This window comes from Gottfriedia sp. S16(2024) (assembly GCF_050473765.1).
Taxonomy (GTDB): domain Bacteria; phylum Bacillota; class Bacilli; order Bacillales; family Bacillaceae_G; genus Gottfriedia.
The window spans coordinates 1628356-1642207 of sequence record NZ_JBFLUO010000001.1; the positions used below are offsets into that span (position 1 = coordinate 1628356).

Annotated in this window: 16 protein-coding genes; 12 read left to right on the plus strand and 4 right to left on the minus strand. The window is 33.4% G+C overall.

Annotated elements, in window-relative coordinates; translation table 11 throughout:
* The first annotated feature begins 62 nt into the window (after positions 1 to 62).
* Positions 63 to 671, plus strand: coding sequence for a YiiX/YebB-like N1pC/P60 family cysteine hydrolase (locus AB1282_RS07630; protein WP_429898819.1), 609 nt, complete (start codon positions 63 to 65; stop codon positions 669 to 671).
* 21 nt (positions 672 to 692) lie between these two features.
* On the opposite strand, the gene AB1282_RS07635 is transcribed toward AB1282_RS07630, so the two are convergent.
* Positions 693 to 1043 carry a DUF3139 domain-containing protein gene (locus AB1282_RS07635; protein ID WP_056469668.1) on the minus strand — a complete coding sequence of 117 codons (351 nt, stop codon included), beginning with the start codon at positions 1041 to 1043 and terminating at the stop codon, positions 693 to 695.
* A gap of 160 nt (positions 1044 to 1203) precedes the next feature.
* Here AB1282_RS07635 and AB1282_RS07640 point away from each other — a divergent pair, with 160 nt between their 5' ends.
* Both AB1282_RS07640 and AB1282_RS07645 read left to right on the plus strand, forming a co-directional pair.
* Positions 1204 to 1767 carry a hypothetical protein gene (locus AB1282_RS07640; RefSeq protein ID WP_056469669.1) on the plus strand — a complete coding sequence of 188 codons (564 nt, stop codon included), beginning with the start codon at positions 1204 to 1206 and terminating at the stop codon, positions 1765 to 1767.
* Positions 1768 to 1817: 50 nt separating this feature from the next.
* Positions 1818 to 2570, plus strand: a complete 753-nt coding sequence (locus AB1282_RS07645) for a hypothetical protein (protein ID WP_429898820.1) — start codon at positions 1818 to 1820, stop codon at positions 2568 to 2570.
* 138 nt (positions 2571 to 2708) lie between these two features.
* Here the strand turns inward: AB1282_RS07645 and AB1282_RS07650 are convergent, their stop codons facing one another.
* The gene (locus AB1282_RS07650; protein WP_429898821.1) at positions 2709 to 3383 is read right to left on the minus strand and encodes a hypothetical protein; all 675 of its coding nucleotides are present in this window, start codon (positions 3381 to 3383) and stop codon (positions 2709 to 2711) included.
* Entirely contained in the window at positions 3368 to 3904 is a 537-nt protein-coding gene (locus AB1282_RS07655; protein ID WP_429898822.1) for a hypothetical protein, read from the minus strand. The genes AB1282_RS07650 and AB1282_RS07655 overlap by 16 nt, the downstream gene beginning before the upstream one ends.
* 342 nt (positions 3905 to 4246) lie before the next feature.
* On the opposite strand from AB1282_RS07655, the gene AB1282_RS07660 reads away from it, so the two are divergent.
* Entirely contained in the window at positions 4247 to 5227 is a 981-nt protein-coding gene (locus AB1282_RS07660; RefSeq protein WP_429898823.1) for a quinone oxidoreductase family protein, read from the plus strand.
* A gap of 191 nt (positions 5228 to 5418) precedes the next feature.
* On the opposite strand, the gene AB1282_RS07665 is transcribed toward AB1282_RS07660, so the two are convergent.
* The gene (locus tag AB1282_RS07665; protein WP_429898824.1) at positions 5419 to 5592 is read right to left on the minus strand and encodes a hypothetical protein; all 174 of its coding nucleotides are present in this window, start codon (positions 5590 to 5592) and stop codon (positions 5419 to 5421) included.
* Between the two features lie 282 nt (positions 5593 to 5874).
* Here AB1282_RS07665 and AB1282_RS07670 point away from each other — a divergent pair, with 282 nt between their 5' ends.
* From AB1282_RS07670 to AB1282_RS07705, 8 genes are all read left to right on the plus strand, one after another.
* On the plus strand, positions 5875 to 7020 hold the full coding sequence (locus tag AB1282_RS07670) for an acyl-CoA dehydrogenase family protein (protein WP_056469671.1): 1146 nt from the start codon (positions 5875 to 5877) through the stop codon (positions 7018 to 7020).
* 11 nt (positions 7021 to 7031) lie between these two features.
* Positions 7032 to 8372 (plus strand): acetyl-CoA carboxylase biotin carboxylase subunit, encoded by a 1341-nt coding sequence (locus AB1282_RS07675; RefSeq protein WP_056469672.1) that lies wholly within the window; start codon positions 7032 to 7034, stop codon positions 8370 to 8372.
* A gap of 11 nt (positions 8373 to 8383) precedes the next feature.
* Positions 8384 to 8605: an acetyl-CoA carboxylase biotin carboxyl carrier protein subunit gene (locus tag AB1282_RS07680; RefSeq protein ID WP_056469678.1), complete on the plus strand. Its 222-nt coding sequence runs from the start codon at positions 8384 to 8386 to the stop codon at positions 8603 to 8605.
* A gap of 12 nt (positions 8606 to 8617) precedes the next feature.
* Positions 8618 to 9529, plus strand: coding sequence for a hydroxymethylglutaryl-CoA lyase (locus AB1282_RS07685; RefSeq protein WP_429898825.1), 912 nt, complete (start codon positions 8618 to 8620; stop codon positions 9527 to 9529).
* Positions 9530 to 10306, plus strand: a complete 777-nt coding sequence (locus tag AB1282_RS07690; protein ID WP_429898826.1) for an enoyl-CoA hydratase-related protein — start codon at positions 9530 to 9532, stop codon at positions 10304 to 10306. It begins immediately after the preceding gene.
* Positions 10307 to 10310: 4 nt separating this feature from the next.
* Complete coding sequence (locus AB1282_RS07695; protein ID WP_429898827.1) at positions 10311 to 11840, plus strand: acyl-CoA carboxylase subunit beta; 1530 nt, start codon at positions 10311 to 10313, stop codon at positions 11838 to 11840.
* Positions 11841 to 12035: 195 nt separating this feature from the next.
* Positions 12036 to 13298, plus strand: coding sequence for a DUF2157 domain-containing protein (locus AB1282_RS07700; RefSeq protein WP_056469691.1), 1263 nt, complete (start codon positions 12036 to 12038; stop codon positions 13296 to 13298).
* Entirely contained in the window at positions 13288 to 13791 is a 504-nt protein-coding gene (locus tag AB1282_RS07705; RefSeq protein WP_429898828.1) for a GDYXXLXY domain-containing protein, read from the plus strand. Before AB1282_RS07700 ends, AB1282_RS07705 begins: the two co-directional genes overlap by 11 nt.
* Positions 13792 to 13852: the final 61 nt, after the last annotated feature.

Here is a 13852-nt window from a genome sequence, read left to right on the forward strand (position 1 = left end):
GTAACGATGTTTTCAGGTAAAATCTTCCTCAATGAGTAAATCAGTAGAAAGGGAGATTAGTAATGAAAAAGCTATTAGTCGAAGAAAAAATTATAATAGGGTTTATATTATGTATCGTTTGTTTAGGAATTTTATTACCAAAAGGCAAGGCAAATTCGTTTCAATTTAAACCGGGAGACATACTTATTTCAAAGAGTACAGCTCCTGGGGTAAGTGGAAAGGGGATTGTAGGTCATGCAGGGATCGTGATTGATTCTAAAACTGTGTTGCATATTGCTGGACCGAACAAAATGCCATCAAAGATTTCGATAACCGAATGGCTTAGTCAATCTAAGAATCCAAGTACAAAAGTAATTAGATCAAAAAATGCGACACTGGGAACAAAGGTAGCTCAAAAAGCTAAGGATAACTTTTTAAATAAAAATATACCTTATGATTTAAACTTTACTCCAAATCCAACTAATATTAAAAAAACTTATTGTAGTGAATTAGTATGGTATTCGTATTACAAAGCAGGTTTTGAATATAAAAAGCCTAGTACTTTATCAATGGGAGGTGGAGTTTTTAAAACAGTTTGGCAGCGTCCTTCAATTATCAAACCATACGACTTCTTAAATAACTTAGCTTTATCGTATAATAACTTTCATATTGTAAAAACATTTAATTGGTAAAAAGGAGGTCGCCTCCTTTTTTTAAGGGGTTTTACCTTTTATTTTTTCATATTCTCTAGCACTATATTCAACCCCATGTAAAATATAATAATCCAATTTTACTTTATTTTTTTGGTGGTCTTTATAATAATAATAAGTTCCCTGATCACCCAGTATTTCAACACAAACAAACCACTTTTTGTCTCCTTTTGCTTTAATCCAATCATAGACGGGTTTACTCACTTTAATATCTTTTTTAGCAACCCCTTTTTCTGTCACAAGATAATCTTCTACAGTATCCTTAGTTAAATCTAATTTAATATTTATATACAAATAAGAACTGATCACTTCAAATGCAATAACTACAAATATAACTACTATTTTCTTTCTCATAGCTAGACCTCCTTAGGATTAATAACTTAATAGTAAGGCATTAGTCTAAAATTAAAATGATATTTGGAAAACATTCATAAAGTATCCACTTATATACAAAAATTATTGTGTATTTTTGTTGAAACATACCGAAATAAATATAAAAGGAGGTAGAATTTTAGTGAAACAATTTAAGAAAAAAAGACTTGGATTAATTTTGTCATATGGAATTATTTTTTCTATCTTCGACCCATTATCTGCACTGGCAGCAGTTGTCCCTTCAAATAGTCGTCCTAGTGTTACTTATAGATCGACTAATGAATTTGGCAGTTCTGAACTTTTAGGTCCCTGGAAAGATAAAAAGTGGAATTATTACGCCTATTCTTATAAATATAATGGATGGGATAAAGATGCATTTGAAGCTGTAAATGCACAAGCGACAGTTACATTATCTTCTACTTCAAATTCTACTTATACCCTTTCCGGTTCTACTGAATTTGGAATTAAAAAAATTGCCGAAGCAAATCTAGGGGGAACATTTGGTAAGAGTTGGGGAAAAACATCAACTGTAGAATTTACTGCACAAAAAGGTTATATCTATGAATTATGGAGTGCTAATAAAATTAAGGTAGAAAAGTACAAATACACTTACAAACCTTTACTTGGCTCAAAAAAGACTTTGTACAGCAGGGCGAATGATCGTGACGGAACGTATAAATGGTTTTTCAGATATCCTCGCAAATAGTTTATTCTTTTTGAAATTTAAATTAGGAAAAAAAGAAGTGAGGAATATTATTGAAAAAACAGCTTTGTTTATTTATACTAACCGCTACACTCATTGCTATATTTACAGCATGCAACTCCCAAAAAAATAATCACCCTACGCATCCCATGCTTTCTGCTGTTGCTAAATTAGAAGGAGAAATTAAAAAAGAAAAAAATTATTTATTCTTTAATAAAAATGATTATACGAAAAGAATAACTTTATATTTCTACGATAATTACAATAAAGCACCAATTACAAATGTTAGATTATTTCGTGATAATGTATTAGTTAGTAAAAAAACGAAAGTAATTGATACATCAATTCATGATAATGGTATATTTACATTTGAATTGCGTGAGTATATACCTTTCTTTAATAGTATCGAATTAAGTAATCATAATGGTAGACTTTTAAAATTAAAAACAGGCGATTATCATTTTGAATTGGTCAATCTGGCAAATAATATAGAAAATGATTACCGGTGGTACTTAGAAAGTTATAACACAGGTGAAGGTAATTTTAAATTTGAAATGGATGCTAATTTTAGCAGGAAAAATTCTCAAAAAACAAAGTATGAGTTAAATTCTGCATATAAAAAGTTAAAAGGATTTAGTGTGGTAGAAATTCCCACGTTTAAAGAAAAGAGTAATACTTTATTCTTTAAATACTCTGCAACTAGTTCAACCAAAGAGGCTGGTTCCTATGAAGTTTTAGTAGTTCAGAAGAATAGTAGTGGACAAGAGTATTTAATGGGTTCTGTTATTGTTCCATTAAAGGAATAATTACTAACTAGAAATAAGTCACGTCATTAAAAATAAAGTGATTTTTGTTTTTTTATGAAAGTAAGAGCAAGGAAAAACTCTTTTAAGAGGAAAACATGGTTGTCATTAAAAGGGGCCATCGTTGGCCCTTTGTTTTTATTATTTACTTAACATCATAAAACCATAAGAGTAAATAGATTTTCCTCTCTTTTGCACTTGGTTCATAACCTCTTTTATACCAGTAATTTCTTGTTGGGATTCTTGTTTCCCTGTTAGAAGACTGTAAACATCTATTGTATACTTTTCGCTTTTAGGATTAAATCTAAAATAATAAACACGATCATCTTGGAAGTAAACTTGCTCGTTATAACCAACTTTAGTTTGATCAGCATCAACAAACGAGAATTTTTTTTGAATTTGTTCTGATTTTGTATTAAATGTATAAACATCACCTAATCCATCAACAAAATAAAGCTCATCTTTGAAGATATATGCAGATTGTCTAACATTAAATACGATCGTTTCAATTACGTCGTTCACTCCAGCATAATGCACAAGTGGAAAGATATCTTGTTTTTTTGTTTGTTTATTTACCCTTATTAAAAGGTCATCTTTATTATGATCATCTTTTGCTGCTCCCATAATGACATAAAAATAATTTTGATCAGCTAACACTTCTGATTCCGCAGCTACTTCACTAGGAGTTTCCACCTTAGCTAAATCCTTAAGGCTAAATTCATTATCTAAGATTACTTCCTTTAACTCAAACTCTTTAGGCTTAGTTTGGTCGTTAGCTAAAACGTAAACATTGTCACCTTCTACACCAGAAGACACAAGGTAACTAGGTATAGTACCTGTTTTAAATCCATTTGCATTTCCATATCGAACATCGGAATCATATCCGCCCTTTTTATTAAATCCTGTATTATAAATGCTAAAGAATAAATCTTTACCTGGTAAATAGCCAGAACGTTCTCCTGTATACTGACTTTTTTAAAATGAACAGTCTTATACTTCTCACCGATCAGTTGTATTCGATTTTTATCTTCTATAAATACTTGACTAGTGCTTTTAGTGATGTTACCCAACTCTAAACCGTCCATTTTAATACTGTTCGCTTGTCCTTTCTCATCAACGAACATTGCATAGCTAGTACCACCATCATTTGAATCTTGGTCAGCGGTAGTTGAAAAGAAAAGTACTGCTCGTTTATCTTTTAAGAAACCAGCATTTGTTAGTTCATCTTCATTTACCGAAACCTTTTCACTTGGATCCCATGCATACAAATAAAAACCATATCCCCCACTTATGATGAGTGCCAATATTAGAATTGTTAGTATAATTTTTAGTTTCATAATTCCTCCAACGTATGTTAGTAATACTTAGAAATATCCTGTATCTAATTATCTGTTCTAGGAAGTTTCGTTACTTCTGCAAAAGTCGAGTCGAACTAAATTTTATGAGAACAGATAGTACTTCCAGTAAGAACATTTTCTATTATATTAGTATTTTCTAATAAAACTACCATATTTTTTCAAAAGGGTAATGTTTTATCATTAATCATTCTCGTTATTAAGTATTTTAGTTAAAAAGGAGGAGGCAAAAAGGGATAACGGCGAAAGTAATAAATTGATATTATTCGTTCAACATTCTTAGAGGTAAAATAATAGTAAAGTGGCATTAGTGAGGTGGAGATAGTGAAAGCAGTTGTTGTGACCGAGTTTGGAAAACCAGAAGTTTTAAAGGTTGTTAATATGGAAGTACCATCAATTAATTCTAAACAAGTATTAATTAAAGTGGAAAAAGCCAGTGTAAACTTTGCAGATGTTAAGGCAAGATACGGAAAAAAGGGCAAAGGAAAATTCCCGTTTATTCCTGGTTTAGATGTAGCTGGAACAATTGAAGTCGTAGGTGCCGATGTGAAACAGTTTCAAGTTGGACAACGAGTAGTTGCTTTTCCAGTAGGTGGTTCATACGCTCAGTACGTTGTAGCAAATGAAAATTTAACATTCAATATACCTGAATCAGTTGGATTTGATGTAGCTGCAGCTTGTCCAACTGTATCATTTCTTTCGTATAAACTCTTAGCTGATTTAGCTAGAATTGAAAAAGGAGAAGCGGTATTAATTCATTCTGCTGCTGGTGGTGTAGGTACAACTGCTATCCAAGTGGCAAAGATTTTAGGTGCTGGTAAGATTATTGGAACAGTAGGAAGTGAACAGAAGATAGCGTATGCATTAAACGCTGGTGCGGATCATGTGATTTGCTATGAGAAAGAAAACTTTTCAGAAAAAGTAAATGAGTTAACTGATGGTATTGGCGCTAATATTATTTTAGATTCAGTTGCAGGTAGAATTTCAGAACAAAGCATTAATTGCTTAGCTAAATACGGGCGACTAGTTCATTTTGGAAATTCCAGTGGTGAAGTTGGCCATTTTAAAACAAGTGAATTACATTCAAGTTGTCGATCTGTCCTTGGTTTTAGTTTAGGTACAACTAGGAAAGAAAGACCAGAGTCATTGAAGGAAACGGCAAATCAAGTATTTCGATATATAAAGGAAGGACTTCTAAATATAAAGATAGGACACTATTTTTCGTTAGAAGATGTAGTTAGTGCCCATAGATTAATTGAAAGCAGACAAAGTACTGGTAAAATATTATTAGATATCAATAATTAATCAAGAAGGACATATCCCTGTAATAGGGGGTATGTCTTTTTTGTTTTTAATAGATAGGTCGCAAGTTAATATTGCTCAATCTGAGGATGTGAATAAACAGTAAGTGTATCTAATTGAAATGATTAATTTTTTGATAGATTATAAACAAAATGAGAGCAACTTGCTAGTTTTCCATTTGAAAGGACCAACTGTTATACGATTTTTGGTGAAAACCTTAACTGGTATGGGTAATTTTTCATTTTAATTGCAGTTTTGATGATTTTAATTGTAGTTTTAGTGTTTTTAATTGATATTGTTAATTTAATTGAAGATATGACATTTTTATTTGCAGCTCTCTGAGATTTATTTGCACTAACTGTCTTCATATTTGCACTCCCCCAAGACTTATTCACAGCCCACCGTTCAACAGTAATTCAGACTACATCCCCACGATCCTCCCACTTTTCCTAACCTTTCCTCTTTTGTCTCAATTTGTCGAACATAGATTAAAGGAAAATGGTAGAAAATATCGAATATTATCAATTGTAAGACTAAAATATTTATTTCTTATACACGAAATATGGGACTCCACTGCTATTTGCTGCAGTTGGAGACATTCTTACGTTTTTAAAAACGTACCTAAATATTAAAAGGAGAGTGACTAACACATGGATTTTTTATTATCTAAAGAACAGCAAATGATTCAAGAAATGGTACGAGATTTCGCAGCGAAGGAAATTGAGCCTTTTGCAGAGGAACTTGATCGTGATAGCAAATTCCCGATTGAAACGTTCAAAAAAATGGGTGAATTAGGTTTATTAGGAATTCCGTTCCCTGAAGAATACGGCGGTAGCGGTGGCGATACGATTAGTTATGCGTTAGCTGTAGAAGAAATAGGGCGTGCATGTGGAGGAACAGGTTTAAGCTTTGCTGCAACATGTTCATTAGGTGCTTCTCCAATTTATTATTTCGGTACAGAGGAGCAAAAGCAAAAATTCTTAGTTCCAATGGCGCAAGGAAAAACACTTGGAGCTTTCGGTTTAACTGAGCCAAATGCGGGTTCTGATGCTGGTGGAACACAAACAAAAGCGGTTTTAGACGGTGATGAGTATGTGATTACTGGTGAAAAATGCTGGATTACAAATGCTCAGTATTCTAACACAATTATCGTAACTGCTTATACTTCTATTGATGAAAGAGGAAAGAAAAATATTTGTGCGTTTATCGTACCAACTGACTCAGAAGGATTAACAATTACAGATCCTTATGACAAGATGGGTGTTCGTGCTTCTAATACGACTCAAATTGTTTTAGATGGAGTACGTGTTCCAAAAGAAAACATTCTTGGCAATCCTGATAAAGGTTTTGGCCAATTCTTATATACATTAGATGGTGGTAGAATTTCAATTGCAGCACTTGCTGTAGGTATTGCACAGAAGGCTTTTGATAAAGCATTAGTATATGCAAAAGAACGTAAACAATTTAAACAACCTTTATCTAGTTTCCAAGCTATTCAATTTAAATTAGCTGATATGGCTATGGGAATTGAGTTAGCAAGAAATATGGTGCATAAAGCTGCATGGTTAAAAGACAATGGAAAACCGTTTACGAAAGAAGCGGCATTCGCTAAGTTATACGCATCTGAAATCGCTTCCAAAATTGCGAATGAATCATTACAAATTCATGGTGGATATGGTTACATGAAAGAGTATGGCATCGAACGTTTAGTGCGTGATGCTAAGTTACTTGAAATTGGTGAAGGTACGTCAGAAATTCAACGTATGGTAATTGCACGTCAATTAGGATGCCGATAAGGAGAGAGAATATGATCAAAATACTTATTGCAAACCGCGGGGAAATCGCATGTAGAATTATTGAAACATGTAAAAAGCTTCGTTATCAAACTGTAGCAGTTTATTCAGATGCTGATAAGGAAAGTTTGCATGTTAAGTTAAGTGATGAAGCATTTTCTTTAAAAGGTAATCATACAAAAGATACGTATTTAAACGCAGATTTAATTATAAAAATTGCAAAAGAAAATAATGTAACAGCTATTCATCCTGGTTATGGTTTCTTATCAGAAAATAGTGATTTTGCTAGAAAATGTAAAGAAGCAGGTATTTTATTTGTAGGTCCTAAGCCAGAGCATTTAGAGATGATGGGCGAAAAAATTAGAGCTAGACAAATAATGGAGCAATTAAACATTCCATTAATTAAAGGAAACTCTCACCCAATTCAATCAGTTGAAGAAGCGAGAGAAATAGCAGAGCAAATTGGTTATCCTGTTATGTTAAAAGCTTCTAGTGGTGGCGGCGGAATCGGTATGAAGTTAATCGAAAACGAAGCACAGCTAGAAAAAGAATTTTTAACAACACAAACGAGAGCACTTCAATTTTTTGCGAATGATGATGTATTCATTGAAAAAGCGATTATTAAACCGAGACATATTGAAGCACAAATCGCTGCTGATTCTCATGGTAACGCTGTTTTCTTATTTGAAAGAGATTGTTCTATTCAAAGAAGAAACCAAAAAGTTGTTGAGGAAGCACCATCACCATTCCTTTCTCCACAAGGTAGAAAGAAACTTGAAGAATATGCCCTAACAATAGCTAATCAAATGAAATATGTAAACGTGGGAACAATTGAATTTTTAGTTGATGAAAAAGAAAATATTTACTTCTTAGAAATGAATACTAGATTACAAGTTGAGCACGGTGTAACGGAAGGAATTACAGGAATTGATCTAGTTGAATGGCAGTTCCGTATCACATTTGGTGAAACACTTCCAATTCGTCCAACTCATGTAGAAATGAATGGTCACTCTATCGAAGTAAGGGTGTATGCTGAGGATCCTAAAACTTTCTTCCCATCGCCAGGAACAGTTCAACACTGTAACTTCCCAGAGGAGATTGGTGTACGTATTGATACACATCTTTATGATGGATGGGTTGTATCACCGTTTTATGATCCACTATTAGCGAAAGTGATTGTTACGGCTAATACAAGAAAAGAAGCTGTAATTCAACTGCACAATTATCTTAAAAAGGTAGAAATTGAAGGTATTAAAACAAATCTGCCGTTTTTGATTGATATTCTATCAACGGATGCATTCCAAGAAGGCGACTATACAACAAGTTTTATTAGTGAATATCAAAAAGTGAAATGAGGTAATTAAAAATGGAAAACTTAACTGCAATGATGGCTGGAAGCGTATGGAAATGTCTTGTATCTGTAGGAGACGAAATTAGTAGTGATCAAGATTATGTAATCTTAGAATCTATGAAAATGGAAATTCCGCATACTGCTCCTTATAAATGTAAAGTCGTAAATGTTTTCGTTAACGAAGGAGATTTTGTAAACGAGGGCGATTCTTTAATTCAAGTTGAAAAACTAGGTTAGGAGCTATTAGTGATGAAGCTACCTCAATCGGCTTTTATAAGAGAAGTAGGTCCACGTGATGGTTTGCAAAATGAAAAAAAGTTTGTTTCCACTGAACAGAAGCTTGAGTGGATCAATTTATTAGTAGAGAGTGGTTTGTCTTATATTGAAGTTTCTTCATTTGTGAGACCAGACTGGATTCCTCAATTAAGTGACTCGGTAGATCTATTTACGAAGCTTAAGAAAAAAGATGGGGTTACTTATGCAGCTCTTGTTCCTAATAAAAGAGGGCTAATGAGTGCATTTGAAGTAGATGCAGATGAAATTAATTTCTTTGTATCTGCTAGCGAAACACATAATTTAAAAAACAAGAACGCGAGTATCGAGCATTCAATGAACGATATTCGCTCTATGATTACAGAATGTAAAAATAATAAAAAGACCACTAGAGCATATATTTCAACTGTCTTTGGTTGCCCATATGAGGGTGCTGTAGACCAAAAAAAGGTGATCAAACTTGCAAACCAATTACTTGAATGTGGAGTAGATGAAATTTCCTTAGGCGACACAATTGGAATTGCTAATCCTCTTCAGGTAAATCAATTTTTAGAAAATCTAGTTAAAGAAGTACCAATTAATCGAATTGCTATGCATTTCCATGATACTTATGGTCGTGCTATTGCAAACTTATATACTTCTTTACTATTTGGAATTGAAAAATTTGATTCATCAAATGGTGGACTAGGTGGTTGTCCATATGCACCAGGAGCTAGTGGAAATGTAGCTACTGAAGATGTTGTTTCATTACTACATAATTTAGGAATTACAACTAATGTGGATGAAAAGAAACTTCAACAAGCTACTTCATATATCTCTGAACAAATGAACTTAACACCAGTTAGTAAGCTATTTTCCGTATGGAATGGTTCAAAGGAGAGTATTTAAATGGAATCAAGTTTATTAGTAAGTGATATCGGTCATATTAGAATTCTTACATTAAATCGTACAAATGCAGCTAATTCATTATCACGTGAGTTACTAGATGCTCTTCATAGCCAAATGGATGAGTTAAAGAAATCATCTGTACGTGCTGTCATATTTACTGGTAGTGGATCATCTTATTTCTGTAGTGGTGCTGATTTAAAAGAAAGAAGAGGCATGACTGAGAGTGAGGCTCGAGAAACTGTTGAAAAAATCGGGACACTTTTTGAAAAAGTTGAAAGATTACCTATGCCAACAATAGCAGCAATCAATGGAGTTGCCTTAGGTGGTGGACTAGAACTTGCTTTAGCATGTGATTTAAGAATTGCTCATAAAGAAGCAATCGTTGGTTTACCAGAAACATCTTTAGCGATCATTCCAGGTGCTGGTGGTACACAAAGGCTTCCACGTTTAATTGGACTTGGAAGAGCGAAGGAACTAATCTTTACTGGCAAACGTTTAAATGCACTTGAAGCTGAAGGCTACGGAATTCTAGAACATGTTGTTGAAATAGATGAATTACAAAATAAGGCGCTTGAAATGTGCGAAACGATCGCAAGTAAAGGTCCTCTTGCAATCCGTGCAGCAAAAAAGGCGATTCAACGCGGTTTCGATCTTCCTTTAGATTTAGGACTAAGATTAGAAACTTATGAATATGAAACTTTACTACATACAAACGACCGTATGGAAGGTTTAGTAGCATTTCAAGAAAAGCGTAAGCCGCAATATAAAGGAGAGTAATTGCATGTCAAACGAAGCAACATATCAAGCTCGAAAAGAACAAATACTTTCTGGTGGGAAAGAAAAATATCATGAGAGCAATGCCAAAATTGGTAAGCTCTTTGCAAGAGAAAGAATTAATCAACTTTTAGATAAAGACAGTTTTGTAGAAGATGGTTTCTTTGCAAACTGTATGAATGACGAATTTCCAGCAGATGGCATCGTAACAGGAATCGGTAAAATTAATGGCCGTACTGTTTGTGTAATGGCGAATGATTCGACTGTAAAAGCAGGTTCATGGGGCGAAAAAACAGTAGAAAAGATTATCCGCATTCAAGAAACATGTATAAAAATGCTTGTACCTCTAATTTATTTAGTGGACTCTGCAGGTGCACGTATTACCGATCAAGTATTTATGTTCCCAGGTAGACGTGGTGCTGGACGTATATTCCACAACCAAATTAAGCTATCAGGTCAAGTACCTCAAATTTGTTTATTATTTGGACCTTCTGCTGCAGGTGGAGCTTATATTCCTGCATTTTGTGATTCTGTATTTATGGTTGAAGGTAATTCTTCAATGTACTTAGGATCACCTCGTATGGCTGAAATGGTAATTGGTGAAAAAGTTACGCTCGATGAAATGGGTGGAGCTAGAATGCACTGTTCAGTTTCAGGCTGTGGAGATGTATTATGTGAGTCAGAAGAAGAAGCGATTGCTAAGTTAAAAGATTATTTATCTTACTTACCGACTAATTTCAAGCAAGGGGCACCTGTTGTTGAGGCGAAAAATCCTGTACAAAAGGAGAAGTCTTTAGCAGAAATTATTCCAAGCAATCAAAACGTACCATTTTCTATTTATGAATTTATTGACCGAGTAGTTGATGAAGATTCATTCTTCGAAATTAAAAAGCTATTTGCACCTGAACTAGTGACTGGTTTTGCTAGATTAGATGGACGTAGCGTAGGGATTATCGCTAACCAACCGAGAGTTAAAGGTGGCGTATTATTCCATGATTCAGCTGATAAAGCAGCTAAATTTATTAATTTATGTGATGCTTACCATATTCCTTTATTATTCTTAATGGATGTACCTGGCTTCATGATTGGTACTAAAGTAGAGCGTGCAGGAATTATCCGCCATGGAGCAAAAATGCTTTATAGCATGAGTAATGCTTCTGTTCCAAAAATCTCAGTTATCGTTCGTAAAGCTTACGGTGCTGGACTTTATGCAATGGCAGGCCCAGCATTTGAAACAGACTGTGTAATTGCATTCCCATCTGCTCAAATTGCTGTAATGGGTCCTGAAGCTGCTGTAAACGCAGTATATGCAAATAAAATTGCAAGCTTACCAAAAGAAGAACAAGCTGCCTTTATCCAAGAAAAACGTAAAGAGTATGCTGAGGACATCGATATTTACCGTTTAGCATCTGAGCTAGTGGTAGATGTAGTCATTCAACCAGAAGAACTACGTACAGAGCTAATTAAACGCTTTGCATACTACTCAGAATCATATGAAACTCCTACTACGAAAAAGCATGGTGTTTATCCTGTATAAAAGATGATGAAACAGCCCTAGAGATAGGGCTGTTTTTTATAAAGCTCTTAGTGGGAAATCTTATAATTTAAACAAACGTTTGATTAAACATATTCTCCTAAAATTTTAGATTTAGAGGTAATTTATGTTTTATTAAGAAATTATAATAGTAATGGAAGTATTTTTATATACTGCTACTAAAAGGGGGGGGATTACATGAGTAAATTAGATCAGAAGCTAAAAGAATGGCACGAGAATAACTTACTAGATGAAGAATCATTAAATCGAATAGTTGAGTATGAAAGGCACCGGGCTAAAGCTGAAAAGCAATCATTTTTAGGGGATATTGTGCCATTTTTAATTGCCTTACTTGTAGCATTTTCAATTTTAGCGCTTGTGGGTAGTAACTGGAACGACTTTAGCCAAACCATGAGATTAGTCATTATTTTTATAACATTATTAGTTTTCCATGCAGTTGCTTTTATAAGCTATCAAAAGGGAAAAGAATTGTTTGGACATTGTTTAAACTTTATTAATGTAATTGGGTACGCATGTGCATTTGTTTTAATTGTACAAATGTATCAATTTACAAGTAACAGTCCAGTATTTTTGATCACTTGGACAATGCTCGCGTTTCTTTACTATTATGTGTTAAAGCATAAAATGTTTTATTATCTTTTCTTAGGAATCGGATTTTTTAGTTTGAGCTATAGTGCTGGATTAGAAACAGCACATGTTTATCTTCTCCAAATTCCATTGTTACTTTGCTCAATTTATTTCTTGAAAATAATGAAGAACAGGTGGAATGCTAGCTTTAATTATTCATTTATGGGATATATTGTCATTATGTTTTTCCAAACATTTTCAGATCGCCAATATATAACGCCGATTATTGTAGTAGTGTTTATTCTTTGGTTCTTAAATGAGCGCGGCGTTATAGATTATGTTCTTCTACCTGTATTTACAATATTTGTATGGCTATTTACTTTTATTACTTCAATTTTTGGAGGATCATATGATGCAGTTCACGAGATGCAAAAGGAATTTTCGCATGGATTTTTAAAGCCGATTGCAGTACCACTGTTTGATACGATCATTCTATTAATCCTTTTACTAGCAATCTATACTGTTTACAAGAAATGGAAGGACAATATATCGTTTAATAATTATCTTTGGATCTTCTTATTTATATTCTTATTACCGATTCTAGGAGTTCAAGATAAATTAGCAAATATGATTGTAGGGGTATTAATATTATTTGCTTATTCATGTATACGTTTATTTAAAGGTGTATCAGGTCAGGAAAAAGGAAGCATTATTATAGGCTTTATCACATTTGCTACACTCGTAATTGGAATTTATACAGGATTTGCCGTTTCGTTTATAAGTAAATCAATTGTGTTTATTATCCTTGCAGTAATTTTATATTTTGTCTATACCCAATCGAAAAAAGCAAGAGGTGATGAACATGCAAAATAAGAAGAAATTACTTTTGCTTTCAATCATTCAATTTGTTTTATTACTAGCTTTACTTGGAAACATAATGTACTTTAAGCAATCAGCCGATACGTTTAAAATAAATTCACAGAGTTTGGATCCAGTAGAACCTTTATTAGGACATTATGCAGCCCTTTCATATGATTTTGACTCAATAACAATGAAGGATTGGAAAGGTAATGGTAAGCCGAAAGAAGGGGAAAACGTTTATATCGTCTTTCAAAAAGGGCAAAACGATATCTATCAATTAATTTATGTAACGGATCATCGTCCAAAGCATTCAAAATACATTAAAGCTACTATTCAATACACATATATTGGAGAAGAAAAAGAAATTGTAATCAATCATAATCTAAGTCGTTTTTACATCCCTGAAAGCCAAATGGACAAATACAATAAAGGTGGGTCTAAGTATATTGTTACAGTCCAACAAAAAGGAGATCGATCAGTCGTTAAAGCTGTTGATGTACAATGAAGCAACCACTCAATTGAGTGGTTATTTTTTTAGTAACTTTAATGAGTTTTGCAGTAAAACA

Coding starts and splice junctions, on each gene's coding strand:
- AB1282_RS07670 (WP_056469671.1), top strand. CDS start 5,875: ATGGATTTTTTATTATCTAAAGAACAGCAAATGATTCAAGAAATGGTA.
- AB1282_RS07635 (WP_056469668.1), bottom strand. CDS start 1,043: ATGAGAAAGAAAATAGTAGTTATATTTGTAGTTATTGCATTTGAAGTG.
- AB1282_RS07695 (WP_429898827.1), top strand. CDS start 10,311: ATGTCAAACGAAGCAACATATCAAGCTCGAAAAGAACAAATACTTTCT.
- AB1282_RS07685 (WP_429898825.1), top strand. CDS start 8,618: ATGAAGCTACCTCAATCGGCTTTTATAAGAGAAGTAGGTCCACGTGAT.
- AB1282_RS07705 (WP_429898828.1), top strand. CDS start 13,288: ATGCAAAATAAGAAGAAATTACTTTTGCTTTCAATCATTCAATTTGTT.
- AB1282_RS07690 (WP_429898826.1), top strand. CDS start 9,530: ATGGAATCAAGTTTATTAGTAAGTGATATCGGTCATATTAGAATTCTT.
- AB1282_RS07655 (WP_429898822.1), bottom strand. CDS start 3,904: ATGAAACTAAAAATTATACTAACAATTCTAATATTGGCACTCATCATA.
- AB1282_RS07700 (WP_056469691.1), top strand. CDS start 12,036: ATGAGTAAATTAGATCAGAAGCTAAAAGAATGGCACGAGAATAACTTA.
- AB1282_RS07630 (WP_429898819.1), top strand. CDS start 63: ATGAAAAAGCTATTAGTCGAAGAAAAAATTATAATAGGGTTTATATTA.
- AB1282_RS07675 (WP_056469672.1), top strand. CDS start 7,032: ATGATCAAAATACTTATTGCAAACCGCGGGGAAATCGCATGTAGAATT.
- AB1282_RS07680 (WP_056469678.1), top strand. CDS start 8,384: ATGGAAAACTTAACTGCAATGATGGCTGGAAGCGTATGGAAATGTCTT.
- AB1282_RS07665 (WP_429898824.1), bottom strand. CDS start 5,592: ATGAAGACAGTTAGTGCAAATAAATCTCAGAGAGCTGCAAATAAAAAT.